This window comes from Shewanella sp. ANA-3 (genome assembly GCF_000203935.1).
Taxonomy (GTDB): Bacteria; Pseudomonadota; Gammaproteobacteria; order Enterobacterales; family Shewanellaceae; genus Shewanella.
The window spans coordinates 2,360,286-2,380,085 of the sequence record NC_008577.1; the positions used below are offsets into that span (position 1 = coordinate 2,360,286).

General features: G+C 48.6%; 15 protein-coding genes. 9 read left to right on the top strand and 6 right to left on the bottom strand.

Annotated features, from left to right (window positions below; all coding sequences use genetic code 11):
- Window positions 1-11: 11 nt before the first annotated feature.
- The 3 genes from SHEWANA3_RS10430 (at window position 12) to SHEWANA3_RS10440 (ending at window position 3,416) form a co-directional block, all read left to right on the top strand.
- On the top strand, window positions 12-839 hold the full coding sequence (locus tag SHEWANA3_RS10430; RefSeq protein ID WP_011716974.1) for an SDR family oxidoreductase: 828 nt from the start codon (window positions 12-14) through the stop codon (window positions 837-839).
- Window positions 840-898: 59 nt separating this feature from the next.
- A complete protein-coding gene (locus SHEWANA3_RS10435) occupies window positions 899-1,441 on the top strand; it encodes a DUF2058 domain-containing protein (protein WP_011716975.1) in 543 nt (180 codons plus the stop codon).
- Window positions 1,442-1,658: 217 nt separating this feature from the next.
- Window positions 1,659-3,416 carry an acyl-CoA dehydrogenase family protein gene (locus SHEWANA3_RS10440; RefSeq protein WP_011716976.1) on the top strand — a complete coding sequence of 586 codons (1,758 nt, stop codon included), beginning with the start codon at window positions 1,659-1,661 and terminating at the stop codon, window positions 3,414-3,416.
- Between the two features lie 109 nt (window positions 3,417-3,525).
- On the opposite strand, the gene dacB is transcribed toward SHEWANA3_RS10440, so the two are convergent.
- Both dacB and SHEWANA3_RS23480 read right to left on the bottom strand, forming a co-directional pair.
- The gene (gene dacB, locus SHEWANA3_RS10445) at window positions 3,526-4,980 is read right to left on the bottom strand and encodes a D-alanyl-D-alanine carboxypeptidase/D-alanyl-D-alanine-endopeptidase (protein ID WP_049796065.1); all 1,455 of its coding nucleotides are present in this window, start codon (window positions 4,978-4,980) and stop codon (window positions 3,526-3,528) included.
- Window positions 4,981-5,093: 113 nt separating this feature from the next.
- Window positions 5,094-5,270: a hypothetical protein gene (locus SHEWANA3_RS23480; protein ID WP_011622703.1), complete on the bottom strand. Its 177-nt coding sequence runs from the start codon at window positions 5,268-5,270 to the stop codon at window positions 5,094-5,096.
- Window positions 5,271-5,661: 391 nt separating this feature from the next.
- On the opposite strand from SHEWANA3_RS23480, the gene SHEWANA3_RS10455 reads away from it, so the two are divergent.
- Both SHEWANA3_RS10455 and pssA read left to right on the top strand, forming a co-directional pair.
- Complete coding sequence (locus SHEWANA3_RS10455; protein ID WP_011622704.1) at window positions 5,662-5,994, top strand: DUF1904 family protein; 333 nt, start codon at window positions 5,662-5,664, stop codon at window positions 5,992-5,994.
- An 11-nt stretch (window positions 5,995-6,005) separates the two neighbouring features.
- On the top strand, window positions 6,006-7,319 hold the full coding sequence (gene pssA / locus SHEWANA3_RS10460; RefSeq protein ID WP_011716978.1) for a CDP-diacylglycerol--serine O-phosphatidyltransferase: 1,314 nt from the start codon (window positions 6,006-6,008) through the stop codon (window positions 7,317-7,319).
- A 53-nt stretch (window positions 7,320-7,372) separates the two neighbouring features.
- On the opposite strand, the gene emrD is transcribed toward pssA, so the two are convergent.
- From emrD to SHEWANA3_RS23605, 3 genes are all read right to left on the bottom strand, one after another.
- Window positions 7,373-8,617 carry a multidrug efflux MFS transporter EmrD gene (gene emrD / locus SHEWANA3_RS10465; protein WP_011716979.1) on the bottom strand — a complete coding sequence of 415 codons (1,245 nt, stop codon included), beginning with the start codon at window positions 8,615-8,617 and terminating at the stop codon, window positions 7,373-7,375.
- 373 nt (window positions 8,618-8,990) lie between these two features.
- The gene (ampC, locus tag SHEWANA3_RS10470; protein ID WP_011716980.1) at window positions 8,991-10,208 is read right to left on the bottom strand and encodes a class C beta-lactamase; all 1,218 of its coding nucleotides are present in this window, start codon (window positions 10,206-10,208) and stop codon (window positions 8,991-8,993) included.
- A gap of 274 nt (window positions 10,209-10,482) precedes the next feature.
- The gene (locus tag SHEWANA3_RS23605; protein ID WP_166485351.1) at window positions 10,483-10,620 is read right to left on the bottom strand and encodes a hypothetical protein; all 138 of its coding nucleotides are present in this window, start codon (window positions 10,618-10,620) and stop codon (window positions 10,483-10,485) included.
- Here SHEWANA3_RS23605 and SHEWANA3_RS10475 point away from each other — a divergent pair.
- The 4 genes from SHEWANA3_RS10475 to SHEWANA3_RS10490 all read left to right on the top strand — a co-directional run bounded on the left by SHEWANA3_RS10475 (window position 10,619) and on the right by SHEWANA3_RS10490 (window position 17,547).
- Window positions 10,619-11,383, top strand: coding sequence for a DTW domain-containing protein (locus SHEWANA3_RS10475; RefSeq protein WP_011716981.1), 765 nt, complete (start codon window positions 10,619-10,621; stop codon window positions 11,381-11,383). The genes SHEWANA3_RS23605 and SHEWANA3_RS10475 overlap by 2 nt on opposite strands.
- Before the next feature lie 260 nt (window positions 11,384-11,643).
- Window positions 11,644-12,900 (top strand): efflux RND transporter periplasmic adaptor subunit, encoded by a 1,257-nt coding sequence (locus SHEWANA3_RS10480; RefSeq protein WP_011716982.1) that lies wholly within the window; start codon window positions 11,644-11,646, stop codon window positions 12,898-12,900.
- The gene (locus SHEWANA3_RS10485) at window positions 12,900-16,067 is read left to right on the top strand and encodes a multidrug efflux RND transporter permease subunit (protein ID WP_011716983.1); all 3,168 of its coding nucleotides are present in this window, start codon (window positions 12,900-12,902) and stop codon (window positions 16,065-16,067) included. The genes SHEWANA3_RS10480 and SHEWANA3_RS10485 overlap by 1 nt, the downstream gene beginning before the upstream one ends.
- Window positions 16,060-17,547 carry an efflux transporter outer membrane subunit gene (locus SHEWANA3_RS10490; RefSeq protein WP_011716984.1) on the top strand — a complete coding sequence of 496 codons (1,488 nt, stop codon included), beginning with the start codon at window positions 16,060-16,062 and terminating at the stop codon, window positions 17,545-17,547. Before SHEWANA3_RS10485 ends, SHEWANA3_RS10490 begins: the two co-directional genes overlap by 8 nt.
- 50 nt (window positions 17,548-17,597) lie before the next feature.
- Here the strand turns inward: SHEWANA3_RS10490 and SHEWANA3_RS10495 are convergent, their stop codons facing one another.
- The gene (locus tag SHEWANA3_RS10495; RefSeq protein ID WP_011716985.1) at window positions 17,598-19,655 is read right to left on the bottom strand and encodes a PhoX family phosphatase; all 2,058 of its coding nucleotides are present in this window, start codon (window positions 19,653-19,655) and stop codon (window positions 17,598-17,600) included.
- Window positions 19,656-19,800 lie beyond the last annotated feature (145 nt).

A 19,800-nucleotide genomic window follows, 5' to 3' on the forward strand; every position in this document is an offset into this window, starting at 1 on the left:
GGAGAATGCCCATGCTGAATACTACGATGTTTAATTATCAAGGTAAGAATGTTGTCGTTGTCGGTGGTACGAGTGGAATTAACCTCGCGATAGCCAACGCCTTTGCGCAGGCTGGCGCGAATGTGACGGTGGCGAGTCGCAGTCAAGACAAGATTGATGCCGCCGTGTTGCAACTCAAACAGTCAAATCCAGATGGGATCCACCTCGGGGTGAGTTTTGATGTCAGGGATTTGGCTGCGGTTGAGCAGGGCTTTGAAGCCATCGCCTCCGAATTTGGCTTTATCGATGTGTTGGTCAGTGGCGCGGCAGGCAACTTTCCGGCGACTGCGGCAAAACTCTCTGCTAATGGCTTTAAGGCCGTGATGGATATTGACTTGTTGGGCAGTTTTCAAGTGCTAAAGACGGCTTATCCTTTACTGCGTCGCCCCCAAGGGAATATTATTCAAATCTCGGCGCCGCAGGCATCCATAGCAATGCCAATGCAAGCCCATGTGTGCGCCGCCAAAGCGGGCGTAGACATGCTCACTCGGACACTGGCGGTAGAATGGGGCTGCGAAGGGATCCGCATAAACTCCATTATTCCTGGACCAATCGCGGACACTGAAGGATTTAACCGTTTAGCACCGAGCGCCGCGCTGCAACAGCAAGTTGCACAGTCTGTACCGTTAAAACGCAATGGCGAAGGGCAAGATATTGCTAATGCCGCGATGTTTTTAGGATCAGAATATGCCTCGTACATTACAGGGGTTGTGTTACCCGTCGATGGTGGCTGGTCACTTGGCGGAGCGAGCATTGCAATGACGGCATTAGGCGAGTTGGCGATTAAAGCTCAGCAGTAATAGTGCAATATTTGAACGTTGTAACTTATTTATTTGATAGAGAAATCGGGTGAAAATCCATGGCGAATGCATTACAAGAGCAGCTGCTTAAGGCTGGCCTTGCCAGTAAACAAAAAGTACGTGATGTGAAGACGCAAAAACGTCGCGACAAAAAGGCGCGGGTGGATGATGGTTCGAGCGCATTGAAGAGTGACATTGCCGAGCAAAAACGACTCCAAGCTGAAAAAGATAAGGCTTTGAACGAGCAGCGTTTTGCCGAAGCGACGGCCCGTGGGCAAGTGCGTGGCTTAGTGAGTGAATTCACTCAATTTGCGATTAAGATCCCAAGCCATGCTGAGGTCAAGTTTAACTATACCCTCGACAATAAAATCTATTCAGTCTATATCGATGAGAAGATCCAATCAGAACTGCTAAAAGGTCTATTAGGGATTGTTCGATACGAAGATAAGAGCTACCTAGTCCCCCATAAATTAGCAGAGCGCGTCAATCTACTGGTGCCACAATGGTGCGGTTACTTGTGGCAACAAGATGAAGGCAAAGCGGTTGAGGTCGAAGATGACCCCTATGCTGATTATGCGATCCCAGACGATTTAATGTGGTAATCAATGCGTTAATCGTGAGCTAAGCCGACGACGCATCGCTTATCTCTGGCTACACTAAAACCCTTAAGGCAACTTAAGGGTTTTTTATTGCCCGCATTTCACATTAACGGTTTTGCTGGTTCTGAGTTGCAAAGTGAATTTGTAATGAGATTGTTTTCTGTATTGAACTGGTATAAATTAAAACAACTGTTTAAATCCTACGTTTAAGAGTCTACCCATGAATCCTTACCAAGCTCCGTTAGCGGATATGCGTTTCTTATTGGAACAGGTTTTTGATGCGCCAAATACTTGGGCACAACTCCCTGATATTGCTGAAATGGTCGATATGGATACGGCCAGCGCGATTCTCGAAGAAGCCGCGAAAATCAGTGCTGAATTAATCCATCCGCTTAACCGTGCTGGCGATGAGCAAGGCGTTCTTCATCAGGATAATCGAGTGATTACCCCTGATGGTTATAAAGCTGTTTACGATCAATATTCCCAAGGCGGCTGGGTGGGCCTATGTGGTGAACCCGAGTTCGGTGGTATGGGCATGCCGAAAATGCTGGGGGTGTTAGTCGATGAAATGGCTTACAGCGCCTGCAATGCATTCACTCTGTATGGCTCACTCACGGCGGGGGCGGCATTATGTATTAATGCCCACGGCAGTGAAGAGATTAAAGAAACCTATTTGCCGAAGCTTTACAGCGGGGAATGGGCAGGGGCCATGGACATGACTGAGCCTCAGGCGGGCTCAGATCTACGTAATATCCGTACCCGTGCTATCCCACAGGATGACGGCAGTTATGCCATTAGCGGCAGCAAAATCTTTATCACGGGTGGCGATCATGATTTAACTGAGAACGTCATTCACTTAGTGTTGGCAAAGCTTCCTGAAAGCAAAGGTATTTCACTGTTCCTCGTGCCTAAAACCACGGTTAATGCCGATGGCAGTTTAGGCCAAGCGAACGGTGTGAGCGTCGGTTCCATCGAACATAAAATGGGGCTTAAGGGCTCTGCCACTTGTGTAATGAACTTTGATGAGGCAAAAGGTTACCTGATTGGTGAGCCAAATCGTGGTTTAGTGTGTATGTTCACTATGATGAACTACGAGCGCTTAGCCATCGGTATTCAAGGGCTTGGCAGTGCGCAGGCCGCTTATCAAATGGCCGCCGATTATGCCAAAGAGCGCAACCAAGGCGTTGCCGCTGGCGGCTCGCCCACAGGTAGCGACTCCGATCCTATTATTGTTCATGGCGACGTGCGTCGTATGCTGCTGACCATACGTGCGATGACGGAAGCGGGGCGCGCACTCTCGGTATTTACCGGTAAACAACTCGATTTAGCAAAATATGCCGAGGGTGAGGTTAAAGCTAAGGCTGCTCGCTACGTGGGCTTGTTAACTCCCGTGGCAAAAGCGTTTTTAACCGACCGCGGTTTAGATGCTACTATCATGGCGCAACAAGTGTTTGGTGGTCATGGCTATATTCGCGAAACCGGCATTGAGCAGTTAGTACGTGATACTCGTATTGCGCAGATTTACGAAGGCACTAACGGCATTCAGGCTATCGACTTCCTAGGACGAAAAGTTACAGGCGATAATCTCGCGACCCTTAAGGAGTTTGTGGCCGAGTTAAAGGCGCAAATGCGTGAGTTTACTCAGGTCGATGCGGTGAAAGTGTCCGCCGTTTGTGCACGTTTGGATGCCTTAGTCAATGTTGCCGAATCCATCAATGAGCAAAAGCTGACTCAACCAGCGCTGATTAACGCCAGTGCGGTCGACTTTTTGGATGCCTTCGGCTTCACCCTCTATGGGTTCTATTGGTTAGCCATGTTGGATAAAGCGGTGGGTGCTGAAGATAAGCAGTATGCCGAGCAAAAATCCTACCTCACCAAATTTTATTTCGACAAATTGCTGCCTAAGGCTGACTATCACTTAGCACAAGTGCGCGCGGGAGATACCAGCACTATGGCGATGCCAGCTGAGCTGTTCTAACGTAAACTTAATCGCGTTAAACGTTCGAATTAACCCAATAAAAAAGCACTGATATTCAGTGCTTTTTCTTTTTAATTGCTTTGTATATGACTCTGCACCTTATCGGATATTAATCACTTAACTTAACGGTGTTGAGCTCAGTGGTCGTTGTTTGGCTGGTCTGAGTTTGAGTTTCGACAGCGCTCAGTAGCCGAGTTAAAAAGTCAGCGCTAAAGGCGGGCTTACGTTGTTTTTTGGTTTCAGGACTGATGCCATTCTCGAGCACGACAAAGAGAATATCCCGCTGCTGCGCTAAACGCATAAAGCCAGCTAAATTGGCGACACCCTGCATCGAGCCAGTCTTGGCAAACACTCGATGTTTTAAGGGCGGTTTAGTGTATCCCAAGCGATATTGCAGTGTGCCGCTGACACCAGCTTCGGGCAAACTGTCAATGAGGCTGTGAAAGCGTGCATCTTGGTAAATGAGTGCCAGTACATCGGCTAATTGTTTTGCGCTCAACAGGTTATAGCGAGAAAGCCCTGAACCATCGACAATATTGGCGTTGGTTAAATCAATCCCAAGCTCAGTCAGTATATGGCGCATAGCCGCTGCACCATGGGTAAAGCTGCCTTGGGCTTTGTAATAACTTTGCCCCACGCGCTTAAACAAACTATCGGCAATCAGGTTATCCGACTTCAGCAACATGGTTTTGAGCAGTTCAGGCAAGGGTGCGCTGCTATGGCTGGCAATGAGTTTTGCCTTCGAAGGGATGGCGTTGCCTATCTTCACTTTACCTGAGAGTGACATTTCACCCTTGAGCGTCGCTGTTAGGGTGTCCATGGCAAATTTTTCAGGATCGCTAATGGCAATCGCCAGCGGTATCGCTTCATTGCCAGGATAGCAGCCCCGTAGATGATACTGATTCTGGCCAAGGCGTACTAAATCGAGTTGGCAAAAATCATGGCCTGCTTTGGGGGAGAATATGGCGTCGCTACTCACTTTCACCCCAAAACTCGATGCCCTTAATTTCACCTCAGAAGCATGCTTGGCTGAGCTTGGCGCAAACTGCCCGTACACGCAGTTTTGGTTGATGATATAACTCGACACCGGCGCTGCAAAGCAAATCCCGAGATCATCCCACACCCAGCCAGGCGCTTGTAATTGCTCTTGTTTATCCCCGATAAGATAGAGATGCCCCTCAATGCTTGTTATGCCTTGCTTTTGTAGATGAGCAAACAAGGCCTTAAGGTCGTCCTGAGTTAGCGTCGGATCGCCGCTAAAACGCAGATAAACACTGCCCGCAATATGACCTTGGCGAATAGGCGCATCACTCCACAGCTCAGTGACATAGCGAAAATCTGGGCCAAGGGTGGCCAAAGCGGTAACGGCGGTCAGCACTTTTTGTGTGCTGGCGGGGATAAATAAGGTATCGGCTTGCTGGCTGTATAACAGGGTATTGGTACTTAAATCACGGGCCAACAAAGCCACTTGCGAATGACGCGGAGCAATATCGGCGATTTGCTTGGCCAATATCGACTCATCCATCGGATGAATTGCCGCATGGGCTTGGGTTGACAGTAGCATGCTTACCAAGCTACCTAAGAGTAACCCTTTAATCTTGGGGCGAGTGAATGATGCCTGTAACTTATCCTTGTTTAGCGAGTACGTCATAGGTGTCCTGAATATCATTTTTACCATTAGCGGTCATTGCTGCCATCGTCTTTTTCCATTAAACGATACAGTCTTAGGGTGACAAATAAAACCAATCCGATAAAAAGCGGCAAAATGAGTAAACCGAGCTGCGCTTTAAAATGAAAAATGCCCCAAGCTAAGGCTAAGGTGAGGGCGAGGGTCAGTAGGATTTTTTTGTTCATGGTGTTAGGCAATAGGGACTTAAGATGTTTTAGTTTACGCTAAAACAACGATGACAGGCACGCTTGCCTAAGGTAGAAGCCCTGTTTTGTGACTCACACACCATTTTGTTTATGGCCTGATTAGTGTTGGTTAATCATCATGGACAATAGATTCAGGGAAAAACAGTAAAAGCATTTAGTTAGCTGTGAATAGAGGCATAGAAGCCTGCAATTTGCGGGCTCAATTGCTGCATTTTAGTTCCATCGATGTGGAATGCGTCGTTTCAGGTCAAATTACCAGCAAAATAGGCGCTATCCCACGTGCTTTTCGCCGAAAAGTCTTGCCGAGTTGCAGTGAAGTCGGTAATTTCTACCCCTTACGATTTTAGGATCTCAGGTAACCACTAAAACCATGCCTCATATTAGTATGCGCGGCTTGCCACAGGCAGTTGTTGCAGAGCTTAGCCAAACATTACTGCAGTCTTTGGCGGCTATATGTAAAGGTAATGCAGAGAGTTTTACATTAGATTGGATCCCAAGCATCAGCTACCGTAATGGCAGAATTGATCAACGCTTTGTCCAAATCGAATTGCTTTGGTTTCCGGTCGACCCTGATATCCATCTTAAAGTAGAACAAACGATCAGGCTGGCAGTGACAGAAGCCTATCCAGAATTAACCCAAATTGCTGTGATGTTTTTGTCACTGACCCCAAGCGCTTCCTATCGGGGTGGTCAGCATGTTTAAAGGAGGATGCCTTGCTAGATAAGCTTGGTGGAATAGCCGTTCAACCCGAGGCTTTAACGTGGTTGCTTACGCCATGCCGATTTAAGGCAGAATTGCTCAGCCGTATCGAAAATGCCAAGGACAGCATTTATATCGCCGCACTCTATCTTGAAGACGATGAGGCGGGGCGCGAAATTTTACAGGCCTTGATGACGGCTAAGGCGAATAACCCCGCGTTAGATGTCAAGATTTTGGTGGATTTTCACCGCGCCAGACGCGGCTTGATTGGTCACAAGGGCGATAGCGGTAACTATCTGATGTACCGCAAGGTCATGGCCGAGGCAGAGCATCCTATCGATATTATGGGCGTGCCAGTCAAATCCCGCGAGTTTATGGGCGTACTGCACCTTAAGGGCTTTGTGATTGACGATGCCGTGATTTACAGTGGTGCCAGCCTGAATAACATTTATCTACAGCAAAACGATAAATACCGTTTCGACCGTTACCATGTGATTGAGTCGGCCGAGTTAGCACGCAGTATGCGCACTATGATCCAGCGCTATATTATTGCCGATCCTGCCGTTGCATCACTTACTCAAGATGCGCAGCAAGAAGTCTTGCCACCCAAAACCGATGTGCGCAGCTTCAAACTGCGATTATCACAGGCACAGTACGAGTTTAACGCGACCCGCAGTGGCAACCGTGTCACCCCTTTACTGGGATTAGGCCGCAAACATAACCTGCTGAATAAAGCCGTGATTGCCATGGTGGAAGAGTCGAAAGATAGGCTGTTTATCTGCACGCCTTATTTTAATCCTCCCTATATTCTGGTGCGTGCCTTGGCTAAGCACCTGCGTAAAGGCAAACGTATCGACATAGTCGTAGGGGATAAAACGGCGAATGACTTTTACATTCCGCCCGAGCAGGATTTTTCTACCATTGGGGCCTTGCCGTATCTGTATGAGCAATCGCTGCGTAAATTTGCTAAGCGTCAGCAATGGGCAATCGATAATGGCCAGCTTAATATTCACCTGTGGAAACACGGTATCAATAGCTATCACCTCAAGGGGATCAGCGCCGATGGGCGTAAGCATTTGATCACGGGCTCAAACTTAAACCCAAGAGCATGGGCGCTGGATTTAGAGAATGGGTTACTCATTCACGATGAAAGCGGTAGCTGGAAGGCGCAATTCGAGGCCGAACAAAGCCATATCCTCGAACACACGCAACGGCTGTATCACTACAGTCAAGTGGATACCTTACAAAGCTATCCCGCCCCAGTGAAGAAGATTATGAATCGTATTAGAAGGCTAAAAGCAGATTTCCTGCTCAGACGCATTCTCTAATCGCCCCAATAAAAAGCCCACGAATGTGGGCTTTTTATTGGGTGTCTTGCCAATTATGGATTTTGCGGTAACAGGGTGTGGTGGGTATCGTTTTGATCCCTTGCATAATGCAAGGCGACAATCACTAACAGCACCATCAGCGCGCTCAGTAAACCAATGCTTAACTGGCCGCCCATTGGTACGAGCGACATGGTTAAGGCAGCGAGTCCCGCGCCGAAGTTTTGTAGGCCACCGAGTAGGGCGCCCGCAATGCCTGCTTGGCGTGGAAACGGCTCTAGCGCGGCCGAGGTTAATGTCGGAAATAACATGCCAGCGCCACTGAAAAACAAAATTGAGCCTATCAATAAACTCCAACCCACGACCAGCTGAAAAATACCGGGGATCAACATAAACAGTGCGCCGGCGCCTAGCAGTGCAACGCCTTGTAAAACCGTACGCTGCGCCTGTTTTTGCCTACCAGCAATCAGGGCGCCGAGTAAATATCCAGGGATGGGCGCGACAAAATAACAGCTCACCATAAACGGCGAGAGCTGCAAATATTGGCCATAGAGTACGCCCGCAATGGCTTCGAAGGCGGCAATGCCTGCAAAGGTCGCGATAAGCGAAAGCAAATAGGCTCGAAAACTGCGGTGGCGCAGTACATGTCGATAGGATGCCAATATGGGTTGTTGCTCTCGCTTATGCTTGGGTAAAGATTCCTTAAAACCAAAGCAGAGCAGTAGCCAAACCAAACTGCCAAATCCAAACAGCACCCAATACACAGCCTGCACCCCCCAGTAAGCTGAGGCAAAACTGCCTAAGAAGGGCGCGACCAAGGGCAAGAACACCACGGCCATGGACACATAACTGTTAAATCTAACTAAGTTATCGCCGAAGTAATGGTCCCTTGGAATACTGCGGCACAAGGCGCCCGCACTCGCGGTTCCTAACCCCTGTAGCAGGCTTGCGAAAATCAATTGATTAAAGCTTGTAGCCTCTGCCGCCATCAAGGCGCCAAGGATAAAAATCCCAATGCCAATGAGCAGCGGCATTTTACGCCCAACTCGGTCGGATAATGGGCCATAGATAAACTGACATAGGCCGTAGGCGAGCAGATAGCAAGCCATGACCGCCTGCAATTTACTGGCATCCACAGCTAAGCCTTGGGCGATAAGGGGGAGTGCGGGGACAAAAATAGTTTGTGCCATCTGCCCACAGGCCACCATAAATACCAGCATAAAGAGTAACTGAGTGGCGCTGCCTGCGGCGGGTGTCGGCGCTTTTTGTGAGATTAAAGACGGTGCATCGTCTGACATCATAATTCCATTAAAAAGCTGAGTTGAACGATGGCGCGCATCTTACCCCCAAAACATTTCAGTTCAAGTGGCAATCATATTGATTTACGCGAATATTTTTTAATCTTATTCATAAGTTTTTCTATCGAATTATCATTGTCAAACTAAGCTTACACTTAGTGAGTAACTTGTTAATTGGGTTTCGATTTTGATAAGTGGCGGCAGCTGAAATTAATCAACACAAGTTATTTATTAACAAGATTTTTGTATCCGATGTGGATAAAAGAGTTATCGTTCAGATTAGTACAGAGATAGAGGCGTAAAGCGTTATGCGAGTTAACAATTAAAAAGATGGAAAGCAGAATCTGCCTTCCATCGAATGAGGGTTGCTAAGGGATCATTTCGCTGGCAGTGCTGTTAAGCCCGTTAATATCTGGTAGCCAACAGTCACCCGAGGCGGAACGGGATAATTTTTATTGCTCAGTAACACCATGCCCAGTTTCTTCGCGGGAATATAAGCCACATAGGCGGCAAAGCCACCAGTTGAACCTGTCTTATTTATCCATAAATCAGGCTGTGGTGCTTGCGGCGGCACGATTGCTTTCACTGGCACACTGCCAAACACCACTTCTTGGGTATGTCCAGCAAGCAGCTTATCGAGGGCTATAGGATAGGGATAATGCTCCCAAATCATCTCTTGGGTCATCATACCGACATCAAAGTAGCCAACGTGAGTTGCATCTATGGCCTGCTGTAGTACGGAAGGGACAGGATGTTGCTGCATATTGGTTTCAACAAAACGCAGCAAATCCACGGCCGAAGTTTTAATCCCGTAAGCCTCCTCGGCTAACACACCGGGATTCAGGCGCACGGGCTGATCTTGCTTGTTATATCCTTGGGCGTAATCGGCCAGCTTGTTGCTTGGCACTTGAAGATAGCTGTGAGTCATACCCAGTTGTGGAAATAGGGTTTGCTCCATTGCGTTTGGAAAGCTTTGCCCTAACTGTTTTGCCGCAATTAAGCCGAGTAATCCAATGCTGGGATTAGCATAATTTCGGTGTGTTCCCGCGGCATAGGCGGGTTGCCATTCTTTAAAATAACGCATCAATTCTGCATTGTTCGTCACTTTATCTGGCACTTGCATGGGCAAGTCGCCCGCGGTATGGGTCGCGAGATTGATAAGATTTATCTGATCAAAGGCACTGCCCGTTAATTCGGGCAGGTATTGGCTTACTTTATCAGTCAAAGTGAGCTTACCTTCGACTTGAGCATAGTTTGCGAGTGTCGCGGTAAAGGTTTTGCTGATAGAACCAATCTCGAACAGGGTATTCTTGCTGACATGATGCTCTGTGGTTTTTGAGCTCACACCATAGGGGAAGAAATACTGTTGACCATTCATACTGATCCCAACAATAGCCCCTGGGATCCCATATTCCTTCATTAACGGATTGATCGCGGAATCGACAAGGGATTGCATGGCTTTTGTTTGAACCTGTGGTGCAGCATTGGCCACTAATGGCACTGCCGTAAGCAGCACTAAACCTAAAAAGGGTGATGGGTTCGATAAGCGTAAAAACCTCGCTGTTTTTACGGCAGGCTGAAGAGACTCTGGCATACAATTCCTTTCGCGATGATGGCATGATTGAACGGCACGGGTTAACAATCTGCGCCGTTTGAAACTCGATAATGATGAAAGGTTTAGCATGATTTAGGCTCGACTCGCCATTTAATTTCGCTTGGGTGATAGGATTAACGGCAATATTTTAGTAAAGGGTGAACAAGAGGTTGATGCCTATATTGCAATGCTGAGTTTTTGATCTGATTTAATGGTGTTTTTGTTGTGTAGGGTCGTGAAATACCCAAAGGAAAATTTAAAGGCAATGCCACTTTTACTCTAGGCTAATTGCGCCTTTCACGGCCAAAGGATACACTGCGCCACCGCACGCAAGTACACGCATAAATGGCGTATACTGAGTCGCGCCTCTAAAAACAAGTTTGACCGAAATAGACTGAGAATTGGCTGCCATGGCTCTAGCCCCCCACGCTGTACATCGCTTATATGAATACCGTAAATCCATATCGACTAAGCCCTTTGGCGCCCGCGGTAAAAAACTGATCCGCTGTCATTTTTGCCTATTGGGCGAGCAATTTTGTACCTGTTCACTGCGTAAACAGTTGACCACTCAGGCCAGTTTTCTGCTGCTGATGTATAACGATGAGGTCTTAAAGCCGACCAACAGCGGTCGCTTAATTGCCGATCTTATCCCGGATACCCATGCCTTTCTCTGGTCGCGCACCGAACCCGCCCCTGAGTTGTTGGCACTATTGGCTTCAAGCGACTATCAGCCCTTTTTAGTCTTTCCGGCGCAATATGCCGACCAAGGACAAACCGTATTGACTGAGGTGCCTATGGACAGTCTTGCCGAGGGGAAACGACCTTTGCTGATTATGCTCGACGGCAGTTGGCGTGAGGCGATTAAGATGTTTCGCAAAAGCACTTATTTGCAGGGGTTGCCTATGCTGTCCTTCGACCCCGATACCTTAGCCACCTATGCCTTACGTAAGGGAAGCCATGACTTTCAATTAGGGACGGCAGAAGTTGCCTCACTTGCGCTGGCGGCAATGGGCGAGGAGGCTAATGGTAAGGCACTAACGGCTTGGTTCGATCTGTTTGTGGAGTCCTCATTGCTCGGGCGCAATCGCCGCTGCCGCGAGGATATTTTACCCATCAGCGAGTTTACCGACGCCTTCGAAGCGGCGTACTGCGCCGCAACGCCAATCAGTGTTTAACGCTAGTTAGTTTTTAATCCCCCAAGAGTACACTGACACTTTTGGGGGAATTTCACTTGTTATCATCCGCTGTAAATCCTCGCTTTCGCATTCCCATCACAAATCATTGAACTTATTGATTTTAAAATTTCAATTTTATGCTGTTTGCCTTACACTGAATTTGCATTGGTCACAGGACGTTACCTAGAACCGACTAAAATTGTTAAAACCACTTTGCCCATGCGAGTGGTTCCACTGTCTTTAGAGTGCGGGATTCGCATATGCCTCAACCATCTGTTACAGCTCGTTTTTTTGTTCCACGCTTAGGCTCATTTCCCCTTTATCTGAGTGGTGTTTTGCTCTGTCTCTCGGTGAGTGGCTGCCAAGATCCTGAAATTAAAATCTCCCCCAAAATGTTGGTGGTGGAAAAAGTCACCACGGCAACCGTACCACTCTATGGCAATTATATTGGCGTGACCCAAGCTTCCTTAGATGTGGAAGTTCGGGCGCGGGTCGATGGCTTTGTGGAGGAGAAGCGTTTTGTCGAAGGTAGTGCTGTCAAAGCGGGTGAACTACTGTATCAGATTGATAATAAACCCTATGTGGCGGTGGTGAATCGTTTAAAGGCCAAACTGTCGTCACAGCAGGCGATTCTCGATAAGGCCGAGCGAGATGTGAAACGCTTAAAGCCGCTGTATGAGCAGGATGCAGCCAGTCAGCTCGATTACGATAATGCGCTCTCCACCTTGGCTCAGGCGCGTTCTAACCTCACCGCGAGTCGCGCCGAGGTGGAAGAGGCCGAATTAGAACTCAGCTATACCGAAATTAAGGCGCCAATAGCCGGACTGGTGAGTCGCTCCGAGGTCGATATTGGCGCTCTTGTGGGCAGTAAGGGCCAATCGCTACTGACCCGCGTTAAACAAGTCGATCCGATTTATGTCAGCTTTAATATGTCGGCACTGGATTATTTAAATGCCCAGCGCCGCCTGACCAGTTATTCGGCGAAAAAAGAAGCCGAGGTCGAAGGTAAAGCATTGGCAGGCTTTGTGCGGATAACGCTTCCTGATAGCAGTGAATATCGCTACCTCGGGGATGTGAGTTTTACCGATCCCCAGGTAAACCCTAACACTGGCACCTTTGAGGTGCGCGCCATTCTGCCTAATCCTGAAAAAGAGCTGTTGCCCGGCCAATATACTAATGTGCGGATTAAACTGTCCGAAATCCCCAATGCGATTGTTATCCCGCAAAAAGCGACCCAAGTGGATCAGGGTGGGGTGTACGTGATGGTGGTATTGCCCAATAACACGGTCGAGCGACGTTTTATCGTGATCGATCATCAAGGGATTGAAGGGGTTGTGGTTAAAAGTGGCCTCAAAGCTGGCGAGATGGTGATCACCGAAGGCATGCACCGTGTACGCCACGGCCAGATTGCCGAGCCGTTAAGCGCGAAGGAATACGCTGAGAAGGAAGATGAGATGTCAAAAGCCGAGGCACTTAAGCGCCAAGCCTTGGAGCAGCAAAAGCAGGAGCAAAAATAATGGCGCAGTTTTTTATTAATCGGCCGATTTTTGCCAGCGTCATCTCGATTGTTATCGTGCTGCTCGGGGTGATTGCGATGTTTAAGCTGCCCGTCGATCAGTATCCTTACATCACGCCGCCACAGGTGACCATTTCTGCCTCTTACCCTGGTGCGAGCTCTACCACAGCCGCCGAATCTGTCGCCACACCGCTCGAACAGGAAGTGAATGGTGTGCCCAATATGATTTACATGAGTTCCAAGAGCACCAACTCGGGCGGCACCAGTGTGACCATTACCTTCGATGTGGGCACCAATGCGGACTTGGCGGCGGTGGATGTGCAAAACTCCGCTCAGCAAGCTTCGGGGGGGCTGCCAATCGATGTGCAAACCGAAGGGGTGACCGTCTCCAAAGATGCGTCGGTGGAATTGCTAAAACTCGCGTTAACCTCGAACGATGAAAGGTTCGATGAAATTTACCTGAGTAATTACGCTACCATCAATATTGAATCGGCGCTCAGGCGTATCCCTGGCGTGGGTCGCACCCGTAACACGGGTTCACGCAGTTATGCGATGCGGATTTGGTTAAAACCCGATGCCATGGCGGGTTACAGCTTAACCACCACAGATGTGATCAACGCCATCAAGGCACAAAACAAAGAATCCCCCGCAGGCACCATTGGTACTCAACCTAATAATGACGACATCAGTTTAACCTTGCCCATCAGTGTGGCGGGCAGATTAAGCTCGGTGCAGGCTTTTAATGAGATCATAGTGCGCGCCAATCCCGACGGCTCGATTATCCGGCTGCGGGATATTGCTGGCGTAGAACTCGGCTCCTCCGCCTATACCTTGCAATCCCAGCTGAATGGTGAAAATGCCACCATCTTGCAGGTCTATTTATTGCCGGGCGCGAATGCCTTAGAAGTGACCCGCAAGGTGAAACAGACGATGGCAGAGCTGTCGCAAAAGTTTCCCCAAGGGATGAAATGGGAAGTGTTTTACGATGCCTCCATCTTTATCCAAGAATCTATCGATGAGGTGATCCACACCCTAATAGAAGCCTTAGTGCTCGTGGTGTTGGTGGTGTACTTGTTCCTGCAAAATGTGCGCGCCACTTTAATCCCGGCCATTGCCGTACCAGTTTCCTTAATTGGGACCTTAGCGGCCATGCTGGCCTTTGGTTTTACCATTAATACCGTGAGTTTACTCGCGCTGGTTCTCGCCATCGGCATTGTGGTCGACGATGCCATTGTGGTGGTCGAAAACGTGGAACGTTTAATCCATGAGAAGGGCATGAGCGCGATAGATGCGACCCGAATTGCAATGAAAGAATTGTCGGGCGCATTGGTGGCCACCAGTTTAGTGCTCTGCGCGGTATTCGTGCCCGTGTCATTCTTAGCGGGGATCACCGGCATCATGTACCGCGAGTTTGCGGTGGCGATTACCGTCGCAGTGCTGATTTCTACCCTAGTGGCGTTGACCTTAAGTCCGGCACTGTGCGCCTTATTATTAAAACCCAGCAAGGCACCTGAAAGGGGATTCTTCCATTGGTTGAATCGAAAACTCGACGTGGGTACCAATCAATATGTCGGCTTAGTCGCCTTAACTAATAAATACGCCAAACGCAGTTACTTAGCCTTTGCGATTATGTTTGGTGGCACCTATTTCATCATGTCCCATTTGCCGAGCAGCTTTATGCCCGATGAGGACCAAGGTCGGTTCTTTATCGATATGACATTGCCCGATGGCTCAACGGTGAATCGCACCGAGGCGATTTTAAAGAAAGCCGAGCAATATGTGCGTGCTAATCCCGCCGTGGCCTATTCATTTACCTTGGCGGGGGAAAACCGCCGCTCGGGGGCGAATCAGGCCAACGGCCAATTTGAAGTGGTACTCAAGCCTTGGGCTGAGCGTGAAGCCAGTCATGCCACGGTACAATCTGTGATGAAGGCGATAGATAAGGACTTGAAAAACGTCTTAGAAGCTGAGTTTAACCTGTATTTGCCATCGGCCGTCCCCGGCTTAGGCAATGGCTCTGGGGTGGAAATGCAGCTCCAAGACACCTCTGGCACCCATTTTGATGGCTTAATTGAAACTGCAAACGAATTAGTCGAACAGCTAAAACTGCAGCCTGAAGTTGCCAGTGCCAGTGTGTCACTGCAGAGCGCAATCCCGCAATTGCATTTGACGGTCGATGAGGCAAAGGCGATGGCGATTGGGGTGAATGTGAGTGATATTTACAGCACCATCAAAACCTTAACTGACTCCTCAACCGTGAATGACTTTAACCTCTTTGGTCGTGTCTATCGGGTGAAGATCCAAGCGGAAGAAAGCTACCGTCAATTCCCGCACCAGATCAAAGATTATTATGTGCGCTCATCGAGCGGTGCTATGGTGCCGATTGGCGTGTTGGCGAAGTATGATTATACGGTTGGGCCATCTTCTGTGACCCATTACAACTTATTCTCCAGCGCTTCCATCAATGTCACGCCTGCAACGGGCTACGCCACTGGTGATGTTATCCAAGCCATAGAGCGGGTCGCAACGCCGATTTTGCCCGATGAGTTTAAATACGAATGGACAGGCATTACCTACCAAGAGGTGCAGTCGGCGAACCAAACTGGCATTGCTATTGGGTTAGCACTGTTATTTGTATTCCTGTTTTTAGCCGCGCTTTATGAGAGTTGGAGTATCCCAGTTGCGGTATTGCTGATCGCGCCCATCGCACTCTTAGGGGCGGCGGTGACGACCTTAATCAGTGGCATGCAGAGTAACTTATTCTTCCAAGTGGCATTTATCGCCTTAATCGGTATGGCGGCGAAGAATGCGATTCTAATTGTCGAGTTTGCCAATCAGTTGCATCAGCAAGGCCGGACGCGAATTTCGGCGGCGCTCGAAGCTGCCACCATGCGCTTTAGGCCGATTTTAATGACCTCCATGGCGTTTATTCTTGGGGTGTTGCCGTTGGTGTTATCCGAAGGGCCAGGGGCCGTGAGTCGGCAATCGATTTCGTTACCTATCCTGGGTGGCATGGTGTTGGCAACCACCATAGGTATAGTGTTTGTGCCGCTATTCTTTGTGACGACCGCAGGTTGGGTAAAAAAGAAAACCATTAAACAACCTATTAAAACAAAAGAGCAATTACTCCTAGATCAAGAAACCGTTGAGGAGGTGAGCCGTGGTTAAGCATCATACTCTCTCCAGCCATCCATCGTCGGCGACTCGGCCTGTGATGCAGTCTGTTTCAGTGGGTTTGCGTTTAAAGCCGCTTTATTTGGGACTCGTGACGGCATTGAGTGTTGCAGGCTGCGCCATGGGGCCCGATTACCAGCGGCCAGAGCTAGTGTTACCGAATCAGTATCAAGCGCAAATGTTGTCGCAAACCACTGCTGAGCAGGGGAATGTAAAGGAAGTCTCGGCCCTATCATGGCGGCATTTTTATCAAGACCCTGTGCTGATTTCCTTGATTGAGCATGCGCTGGCGAACAATCTGGATTTGCAAATGGCGCAGTCGCGCCTTCTCGCTGCACGTTCAAAAATGACAGTGGTCGACAGTGCGCTTTGGCCTGAGGTTTCAGTCAAAGCGGGATATGAACGCAGTTTAGATAGCGGTGCAACCAGCACTAATCCAAGTCCGAGTACCACCTTAGATTTAGGCGGCGCGGTTTCGTGGGAGCTAGACCTTTGGGGCGCAAACCGCAGGGCGAGCGAGGCTGCTATGGCTGATTATCTTTCGGAGGTTGAAAAGCTCAGGCTCACCTATGTCAGCCTTATCAGTGATATTGCTAGCCGTTATTACGAATGGCTCGATATCGAGCAGCGTTATAGTGTGTCTATCGACACCGTGGGATTACGGCAGAAGGAACTGGATATCGCCAAGCTTCGCCATGCTAATGGCGTGATTTCGGGCCTCGATGTGCGTCAGGCAGAAGTTGAGCTTCAAAGCACCAAAGTGACCTTGCCGACATTAGACTACGAAAGAAAATATAAAATAAATCAGTTGCATATCTTACTCGGTGAATATGATTATGCTTTACCATCTCCCCAAGGCTTACCCGAAAATATGGGTTTACCCTATGAACTCAACACAGGTGTTCCTTCTGAATTGTTGACATTAAGACCCGATGTCAAAATTGCCGAGCAGCAGATGATTGCAGCGAATGCGGAAGTGGGTATCGCCAAGGCGGCCTTTTTCCCTAAATTTACCATTTCGGGTGTGTATGGTCGGGAGAATGATCATCTTAAAGATATCTTCGACAGTAATGGTGTCACTTGGTCACTGCTTGGCGGCATTAGTGCACCGATTTTTAACCGCGGAAAGATTGCTGCTGAATATGATATCGCCACCGAAGCCGCGAAACAGTCGATGTTAAGTTACCGCAATGTGGTGCTGACCGCTTACTTTGATGTGAACGATGCGCTGAATAATCTTAAACGTGCCCAAGAGGCCATCAAAGCGCAAAAGGAATTAGTTGAATCTTCATCGGCTTATGCACGTCTTGCACGACTGCGTTACCAAAATGGTGTTGCCACTTCGCTGGATTTAATGGATGCGCAGCGGCAATTGTTTAGCGCCCAATTGGCCTACAGCGAGATCTTAAGGGATAAGCAATTGGCCAAAATCGCCCTGTATCGAGCCCTCGGTGGTGGTGCAGTCAGTGAATAAAAAATCCCCGCATGGCGGGGATTTTTATCGGGTTTAGGTTGGGTGACTGATTAGACCGCCACTTCTTTACCATCGAGTTTACGGATCACCACAGTTGCCGCACGTGGTCGCAGTACGGTACCAGCAGGCGTTATTTCGGCGGCATTATTCGAATAGGGCCAGTTACCTGGATGCTGAATGTTGGCAAAAACCGAAGTGTAATCTGGGCTAATAGCAAAACCTGTGACTTCGCAATCATTTGGCCCAACAAAGAAACGCTTTAATTCCATTTGGTTTTCGGCCGTGACGCTGGCTTGCTTGTTTGCGCTGTCGACTAAGGTTGATGGCACAATCGCTAGCATTTGATCATTGGTTTCTTCGGCGACTTCTTTGGCACCATTATCGGTTTGCACCCATAAAATACCGCGGGCGTCGAAGGCCAATCCATCGGGGCTAGCAAATTGGTTTAGATCCGTTAAGCCCGACAGGTTGGTCTCGGCATTGCCATCACTCGGTGAGCCAAAGACAAAAATATCCCATGTGAATTCAGTGTCTTTGTCACCTTCATCCCAACGAATAATATGTCCAAAGGAGTTTTTAAGTCTTGGATTAGCTGGGTTTGCCTCGGTACGCTTAGAGTTATTGGTCAGTGTTAAGTAGGCTGAACCTGTGAAGGGGTCAACCGCACACCACTCAGGGCGGTCCATAGGCGTTGCGCCGACTAAATCCGCCGCACCTGCAGTATTTAAGATAATCTCGGCCAGACTGGCAAAGCTATCACCTAAGGTTTTACCGTCTGTCGTTTGGCTGTCTAAGATTAAAGGCAACCATATACCAGCGCCATTTTCGTTAAACTTAGCGGCATACAATGTTCCTTCATTCATATACTTATCACCCATTTGCAGGCGATTTGTGCTGTTTGCATCCTGTGGGTCCCACAGCGCATTCGACACAAATTTATATAAGTATTCGAATTGAGAATCGTGGCCAGAGTAGAACACCACAGGTTTACCTTCGGTTAATTTTCCGAAGGTACATCCCTCGTGGCGGAAGCGACCAAGGGCAGTGCGTTTGATGGCGCGTGAGCTTGGATTATAGGGGTCAATTTCAACGATATAGCCGTGGCCATTAGCCTCGTTGCGGTAATCATCTTGTGCACTATTGCCCTTTGGCGTGACATCAAAACGCGCGAACTCATCGAGACGCTCCTCGGCGTGACCCGCTAAGTCATCCCAGCCATAGCGGGTGCTGCTTTTGCTGATCCCGATACGGGCTTGATCGGCGGCTAAAGTGCCGCGGTTGGCAAAGTAACCCGGCCAGTTTTCTTCGCAGGTCAAATAGGTGCCCCAAGGCGTGTAACCATTACCACAGTTATTTAAGGTGCCACGAGCCTGGCTGCCATCGGGTGAGTAACGGGTTTCGAGTAGTGGCGAATAGGCGAGAGGCCCGGCGATATCCATCACAGTTGCGCCGGTAAAGCGGCGGTTATGACTGTCGTTGTAAACAACTTCCCATTGATTATTAACGAGTTTAATTCTTACTACCGACACGCCGTGGGCGTTAATTTCCTTACGGATTTCATCGATGATGGTACGTAATCCAGTGGTTTCATCTACGGTTGGGCCATTAGGATGCAGGGCTATCTCGTCGATATATTCATGGTTGATACAGAGTAAACCGTCATCGCCGGCATCATTCAATGGGAAGAAATGCATACCATCATGATGCATACCGACAGAGTTTGCTTGGTCATCGGCGGTATTGCTGCCATCGGCTTTCCAAGGTGCGGCCTTAGCATTTAGTGGTGTTCCCCAAGGGGCAAGTACTTGCGCGCTGTAACCCTCGGGTACCACAACCGCATCCAGGCGGGAGCCGGCGACTGATGTGAAGCTTAATTTGGCGCTACTTTGAGTCGGTGGTAATGGCGGAACGGGATCAATAGGTGTAGGGGCAGGGGAATTGTCCGAACCACAACCGACTAATCCCATGCCTGCAAAGGCGGTCATCGCACCTAGGCCTAATCCACTTTTAACAAAATTACGACGGGATAAATGTTTATCCAACACTTGATTAAAAGGTTCGTTATTACTTTTATTATAAAGTGTTGGATCAAAGGTGGCCTTGCTCATATTTCACTCCAGCTAGTTCGAAGAATTAAATTTCGAAGCTAAGCCTAAAGTAGCAATATGACACTAAAGCTGAGTTTATATGACAGTAATACTGCAATATAATAAATTTTATTTTTTATTAAAAATATCTTAAAAATAAAATTAT